We start from the raw sequence: 6,613 nt of genomic DNA on the forward strand, positions 1-6,613 counted from the left end.
CCACTACCTGCTGGACGTGAGGCTGGAGGTCCACAGGATGAGGTGGTCCGCGTCGTACGTCGTGGACCGCCCGAGCGCCACCACCTCCGTGCCCGCCACCGCCACCGCCGACAGCCACTGCGCGCCCTGACCGGCCAGCCGGTCCTTGGTGAGCTCCATGCGGCTCCAGGCCAGCCCGTCCTGGGACGTCCAGGCCGCGCTGTCGCCCTCGCCCTGCGTGCCGTGCCAGCCGACCGCCACCAGGCCCTCGTCGGCCGCCGCGAGGTCGTAGACGCCGGCCGCGCGCTCGGCGGGCAGCCAGGTGGTCTGCCAGCTCTCGCCGTCGTCGTCGGAGACCGCCGCGAACGCCCGGCGCGCGCCGTCGGCCGGCGCCGTGCCGATCGCGACAAGCTTGCCCTGGTGCACCACGACCCGCCGGAGCCCCGCCGAAGTGGCGCCGGGTGGCGCCGCGGGCTCGCGGGCCCGCCAGTTGAGTCCGTCTTCCGAGTGCCAGACCACGGCGTCCTCGCGGTCGCCCGTCCCCTTGCCGCCGACCGCCACGAACCCGTCGCCGACCGCGGCCACGTCGTGGATGCGGACGCCGGCTCCGCCCTGTGGCAGCTTCTCCGAGCGCGTGTACTTGCGCGTGTCGGGCGTGAACCACATCGCCGCGCCGGTCACGCCCGCCTGGTCGCGCGCCTCACCGGCCACCACGTAGCCCTTCTTGCCCGCGGTGACGACGCGGGTCTGCAGGTAGGGGTCGTTCTGGGGGCGGGCCAGGTCGCCCCTGACGTCGACCCGCTTCCAGTTCTCGCCGTCCTGCGAGGTGACGAGGAGGGGATCGGTGAGCGAGACGTTCGTCTGGGTGCCGCCGACGGCGAGCCAGCCGCGGGCGCCGCGGGCGACGTCCTCCAGCGTCTGCCTGCCGGGGCCGCCCAGGCTCATCGACTTCCAGCTCTGCCAGTTCCTGATCGTCCACAGGCCGGCGTCGCCCGAGGCCGAGCCGACGGCGACGTACCTGCCGTCGTGCGCGGCCAGCGCGTTGGTCTCGCGGGCCATCCTGGTCAGGCCCTCGACGTCGCCGAGGCCTACCTGCGTGGCGGACCCGCGCTGCGGCGCGGCCATGAGCACGAGCTGGTTGTCCACGTCGGACGCCGCCCGGTCGCCGCCCGCGAACAGCGTGCCGCCCTCCGCGATCGTGAACCCCCGCAGCGTCGCCCCCGTCAGGTCGCCGAGGTCGGCCCGCTTGTCCCAGTCGCGCCCGTCCGAGCTGGTCAGCACCGAGTAGCCGCCGATGCCGGCCGGCGCGATGGCCGCCACGCCCGACGGGTACGCGATCAGCGACTCCACGCCGGTGCTCGCGGCGTCCAGCCCGCGGATGGAGCCGCACTGCGACCACTGCGCGCCGGTCGGCGAGCAGTAGACGCGGACGTCCCCCTCGACCGTCCGCCGCCGCGTCGGCACCAGCACGAACCGCTTGGGCAGTGCCGCCACCGTGCCCGCCCGTGGGTCGGCCGCCTCGGGGAGCTGGAAGCCGGTCGCCTGCCAGGCGCGACCGCCGTCGGCCGATCGGAGCACCCGCGATCCCTCGCCGTCCGCGGGTACTCCGATGGCCACGACCGTGTCGCCCCTGGCCACCACGGCCCTGAGCTCACGGACGCCTGGCTCGCTCAGCTCGGCGCGCTCCCAGGCGGCGCCGTCGGCCGAGCGCCATGCCGCCGGGGCCGTGCCTCCATCAGGGCCGCCGCCGGCGCCCCTTGTGCGGCCTACCGCGACGAAGCCGGACTTCGTGCGCGCGATGTCCGCGATCTGGTCGCCGTCCCTGAACGCGCCGAGGCGCGACGACGGCACGGCCGTCCAGCTGTAGCCGTCGGTGCTGGTCCACAGGCCGCGCTCGCCGGTGGCCTCGTCGCCGCCGCTGGCCAGCCAGCGCCCTTCGCCGCCGACGACCCTGCGTACGGTCGGGGTGGCCGAGGTGCCGTTGACCTGGCCGAGCTGCCAGCGCTTGCCGCCGTCGGGCGAGAACAGGAAGAGCGGGCGCGGGGTCGGGCTGGTCGTGTCGCTGCCGACCGCCACCACCGCCTTGCCCACCGAGGCCATGTCGTTGAGCTTCTGGTTGACGCCGTCGCCTGCGGCGGGGACGGTGAACAGCTCGTCGCCCGAGCGTCCCGTGCCCGCCTCCAGGCGCAGCGCGGGGGCCTCGTCGCCGGCCCGCTGCCACACCAGCACGCCGGTGGCCACCAGCATGGCGGCGGCCACGGTGAGCACGACGGGGACGGCCCTGCTGCCCCTGCGCACCGGCCCCGCGCGGCGGACGGCGGACGGCGCCGGGCCCCTGTGGTGGCGTCCGCCCTGCGGACGTGCGGGGCCGGCCGCGACCAGCAGGTCGGGACGGGTCGGACGGCCCGCCGGTGGGCGGCCCACGCGCCGCACCTCTTCCTCGCCGCTCTCCTGCTCGGGCGGGGTGTCGCGCGACGGGATCGGATAGACCAGCCGGTACGGCGGCGGCTCACGGTCCGCACGAGCACCGGCCTCGCCGGTGGAAGGCGGCGGACGGTCCACACCCCGCGCCTCGCCGGCGGAGAGCGGCGGACGGTCCTCACCTCGCGTCTCCCCTCGCCCCTGGGCGGGAGCGTCCTGGGTGGGAGCGTCCCGGGCGGGAGCCTCCTGAGCGGGAGGGTCCTGGACGGGCACGCCGGGGGCCGCCGCCAGCGGCTGCGTGACCTCACCCGGGCGGCTCTCCTGGCCTGGCTGCTCCCTGCTGAGCGGGCCGCCGGCGACCAGTTTGTCCGGCCGGTTGACGACCCGGCGCGGCCGGCGGCGCGGCTCCACGTGCGGCTCCACGTGCGGCTCCACGCCGGGCTCGGCCGTCGGCGAGCTGTACGGCCGCCGTCCCTTGGGCGGCTCGGGCTCCTCGTCGGGGATGGGGGCGGCGAAGGGCGGCATGCCCCACGGAGAGGCCAGGGGCAGCCCTCTGGCCCGATCGTCGGTGGGACCGGGCGGCGAATGGCTGATCCTGGGCTCTTCGGCAGGCGGCTGGGGGTCGGACGATCCCTCGGTACGGGGCTCGTCGTCTTCCGGCGATCGCCGTGGCGGTTCGCTGGGGCCGGAGGCCACGCGCCGTACCTCCTAGTCGGACTAGTCGTACAGGTCGTTCCAGGCCGCTGTCGCGGACCGTTCCAGGGAGGTCCGGGCGGGAGCCCTCGCCGTCCCTGACAGCATCCAGACCAGCATGACTCAGCCGGAATAGCGAGACCTCTCTAGCGAGATTCCCCGCACCTTCCGCCCGATTTATTGCGAAATAGTGCCAACCGACCGCTTTTTGGCTAGATACATCACACCAAACGCATACACCCCGAGCTGCACCACGGTTCCCGCCAACGCCTGCCACGGCACCGGCGTCTTCGCCTGATCCAGGGCGTCCTGGAGCTGGCCCGCGGCGGCGCTCATGCTGAAGGCGATGACGTTGTTGAGCACGTGCAGCGCGATCGCCGACTCCAGCCCTCCGGTACGCACGCTCAGCCACCCCATGACCGCCCCGAACGCGAACACGTCGACCAGCCCGGCCCACGAATAGCCGTGCACCGAGGCGAACAGCACCGCCCCGATGAGGATCGACCAGACGGGGTTGCGCACGTGGGCGCCGACGGCCTGGATGAACCAGCCGCGGAACATGTACTCCTCGGCCGCCGCCTGGAAGGGCACCAGCAGCACGATCACGACGAGCAGCGGCAGGAAGACGTCCCATCCGGCCCAGCCGAACAGCTCGGTGTCCAGGCCGGCCGTGGACAGCACGGCGTACTGCGCGAGCTGCCCGAGCACCATCGCCAGCAGCCCCAGCGCCGCGCAGCTCAGCAGCCACGTCCAGCGCAGCCGCCCGGCCACGGACGACAGCGTCCCAGGAGGGCGCCGCTGGACGAGCGCGGCCGTGCCGAACACCAGCGGCAGCACGAGCGCGAGCCCGAGCAGCGTCATGGCCAGCCCGGTGGGCGTGCCCTTCGGCACTCCGTTCGGCAAGAACGGCTGCGGCAGGCCGAACAGGACCGTCACGACCGAGAACGCGAGGACCACCAGGACATTGATGATCACGAACCCGAAGCCCACGATCAGCGTGCCGACGATCGCCTGCCAGAGCCGCGTCACCGGGGTCCGCGCCAGGTGGTCGTAACGGGCTCCGCGCGGGGTCGGCAGGAACCAGGACGGCTGCGGAGGCGGATACGGATGGCCACTGTGTGGAAATTGGGGCCCTGGTTTCTCCTGCATCTCCCTATTCTGTCCGTCCCATGCGCAATAGTTCACAGACGGGGCCGAAATTTAGGCGGATGCTCGGAGCCATAGACATTTCGACCCTGGGAGCAGTCCATGTCGTCAAGGCTGGGACCTGTCATCACCCTCACGGCGGGCGCGGTGCTCGCCGTGGGGCTGGGTGTCGCCAGCATCACCGCGGCACCGGCGGCGCAGGAGGCCGCCGATACGCGTACGAACACCGCCGCCGAGGCGCCCGCCGCCGAAGCGAGCGCACCTGAGGAGAGCGCCGCCCCGGCGTCGCCCTCCCCCACGGCCACCGAACCGAAGAAGATCGAGAAGGCCGACTACGGCGGCCGGGTCAAGGGCAACGGCGCCCTCATCGCCATCTCCATCAGGAACGGCAAAGCCGTCGGCTACTTCTGCGACGGCCGTACCGAGGCCTGGTTCAAGGGCTCGGGGACGGTCGGCGAGCTGCGGCTCAAGGGCGTCGCCAACGCCCGTTCCACGGTCAAGGCGGAGCTGGGCGGCGGACGGGCCGAGGGCACGGTCACGGTCGCCGGCAAGCGCTGGGCCTTCGAGGCCCCCACCGTGGAGAAGCCGTCGGGCCTCTACCGGGCCACCGCCATCGTCAGGGGCGCGCGGTTCCGGGCCGGCTGGATCATGGTCAAGAACCCGGCCGGCGGCTACGACCAGGTCGGCGCCGCGTTCGCGGGCGAGGAGCAGCTCGATGTCCCCGAGCTCGACAGCGCGCAGCCGACCGCCCCCATCACGGTCGAGGGCACGACCGTCTACCCCGAGGACGCCGACTCCTTCGTCGAGGAGATGCGATGACCGCCATCCCCCAGCGGCCCTCCCGCGGCCTGAGCCCGTTGCTGGTGCCGCTGCTCGCGGGCGGCCTCGTGGTGCTCGCGCTCGGCGTGTACGGCCGCGCGCACACGCCGACCGGCTTCGCGGTCGGCGTGGCCGGCTTCTCCGGCGCGCTGACGATGAAGGTGTGGCTGACGACGGGCGCCTTCGTGCTCGCGATCGTGCAGGTCGTCTCGGCGCTGTCGATGTGGGGCAGGCTCGGGGTCACCATCCCGCCCGGCGTGCACCGCTGGTCGGGACGGCTGGCGTTCCTGCTCACGATCCCGGTCGCCTTCCACTGCCTGTACGCGCTCGGCCTGCAGTACGACGTGCCGCGGGTGCTCGCCCACTCGCTGCTCGGCTGCTTCTTCTACGGCCTGTTCACCGCGAAGATGCTGGCCCTGCCCAAGCAGGGCACGCCGGGCTGGACGCTGCCGGTCTTCGGCGGGCTGGCGTTCACGGCGCTGGTCGGGCTCTGGCTGACCTCGTCGTTCTGGTTCTTCACCGCCATCGGCATCAAGGTGTGAACCGTTTCGTCCTGCTCAACCCGGCCGCCCGCCCCTTGGCGGCCACGACGAGCGCCATCTTCCTGCTGGCCTCGTCGATCATCTCGTCGCCCAGCATGACCGCGCCGCGCTTCTCCACGGTGGTGTAGTGCTCGTACGCCTCCAGGATGAGCTCGGCGTGGTCATAGTCCTCCTGCGACGGCGAGAACACCTCGTTAGCCGCGTCGACCTGCGAGGGGTGCAGCACCCACTTGCCGTCGAAGCCCAGCGCCGCGGCGCGCATCGCGACCCTCCGGAAGCCGTCGACGTCCTTGATCTGCAGGTAGGGGCCGTCGATGACCTGCAAATCGTGCATCCTCGCGGCCATCAGCAGCCGCATGAGGATGTAGTGGTAGGCGTCGCCCTCGGCGTAGCCGGGCGGCTGCTCGCCGACGACGAGCGTGCGCATGTTGATGGAGGCCATGAAGTCGGCCGGGCCGAACACCAGCGTCTCCAGCCGCTTCGACGACCCGGCGATGGCGTCGGCGTTGACCAGGCCGCGGGCGTTCTCGATCTGCGCCTCGATGCCGATGCGGCCGACCTCGTACCCCATGGTCTTCTCGATCTGGGTGAGCAGCGTGTCGAGCCAGACGACCTCGGTGGGGTCCTGCACCTTCGGCAGCATGACGCAGTCGATGAACTCCCCCGCCCCCTCCACGACCTCGATCACGTCGCGGTAGGTCCACTGCGTGGTCAGGTCGTTGACCCTGACCACCCGCGTCTTGCCGGACCAGTCGCCCTCGCGCAGGGCGGCGACGATGTTGACCCGCGCCTCCTCCTTGGCGAGCGGGGCGACGGAGTCCTCCAGGTCGAGGAAGACCTCGTCCACGGGCAGGGTCTGGGCCTTCTCCAGGAACCGCGGATTGCTGCCTGGCACGGCGAGCACCGAACGTCGTGAGCGCATTGGTAGTCAGGGGCGCGGTGCCGTGAAGGCCCGGTTCCCCATCCCCCTTTCAATTCCGTACGTGCGGTTTTCCCGCATACGGCTTACCGAT

General features: G+C 72.5%; 5 protein-coding genes. 2 read left to right on the plus strand and 3 right to left on the minus strand.

The window, feature by feature from the left end; all coding sequences use genetic code 11:
- Positions 1 to 3: 3 nt before the first annotated feature.
- Together ABZW11_RS34435 and ABZW11_RS34440 are read right to left on the minus strand one after the other, a co-directional pair.
- Positions 4 to 2,925, minus strand: coding sequence for a hypothetical protein (locus ABZW11_RS34435; RefSeq protein ID WP_355426466.1), 2,922 nt, complete (start codon positions 2,923 to 2,925; stop codon positions 4 to 6).
- Between the two features lie 345 nt (positions 2,926 to 3,270).
- Positions 3,271 to 4,122 (minus strand): CPBP family intramembrane glutamic endopeptidase, encoded by an 852-nt coding sequence (locus tag ABZW11_RS34440; RefSeq protein ID WP_355426469.1) that lies wholly within the window; start codon positions 4,120 to 4,122, stop codon positions 3,271 to 3,273.
- A gap of 219 nt (positions 4,123 to 4,341) precedes the next feature.
- On the opposite strand from ABZW11_RS34440, the gene ABZW11_RS34445 reads away from it, so the two are divergent.
- Together ABZW11_RS34445 and ABZW11_RS34450 are read left to right on the plus strand one after the other, a co-directional pair.
- Positions 4,342 to 5,058 (plus strand): hypothetical protein, encoded by a 717-nt coding sequence (locus ABZW11_RS34445; protein WP_355426472.1) that lies wholly within the window; start codon positions 4,342 to 4,344, stop codon positions 5,056 to 5,058.
- Positions 5,055 to 5,600, plus strand: coding sequence for a DUF6529 family protein (locus ABZW11_RS34450; RefSeq protein WP_355426475.1), 546 nt, complete (start codon positions 5,055 to 5,057; stop codon positions 5,598 to 5,600). The genes ABZW11_RS34445 and ABZW11_RS34450 overlap by 4 nt, the downstream gene beginning before the upstream one ends.
- Here the strand turns inward: ABZW11_RS34450 and ABZW11_RS34455 are convergent.
- Positions 5,590 to 6,522, minus strand: a complete 933-nt coding sequence (locus ABZW11_RS34455; protein WP_355426478.1) for a CoA ester lyase — start codon at positions 6,520 to 6,522, stop codon at positions 5,590 to 5,592. The genes ABZW11_RS34450 and ABZW11_RS34455 overlap by 11 nt on opposite strands.
- Positions 6,523 to 6,613 lie beyond the last annotated feature (91 nt).

Origin of the sequence: Nonomuraea sp. NPDC004580 (assembly GCF_040609855.1) — a bacterium.
Classification (GTDB): domain Bacteria; phylum Actinomycetota; class Actinomycetes; order Streptosporangiales; family Streptosporangiaceae; genus Nonomuraea; species Nonomuraea salmonea.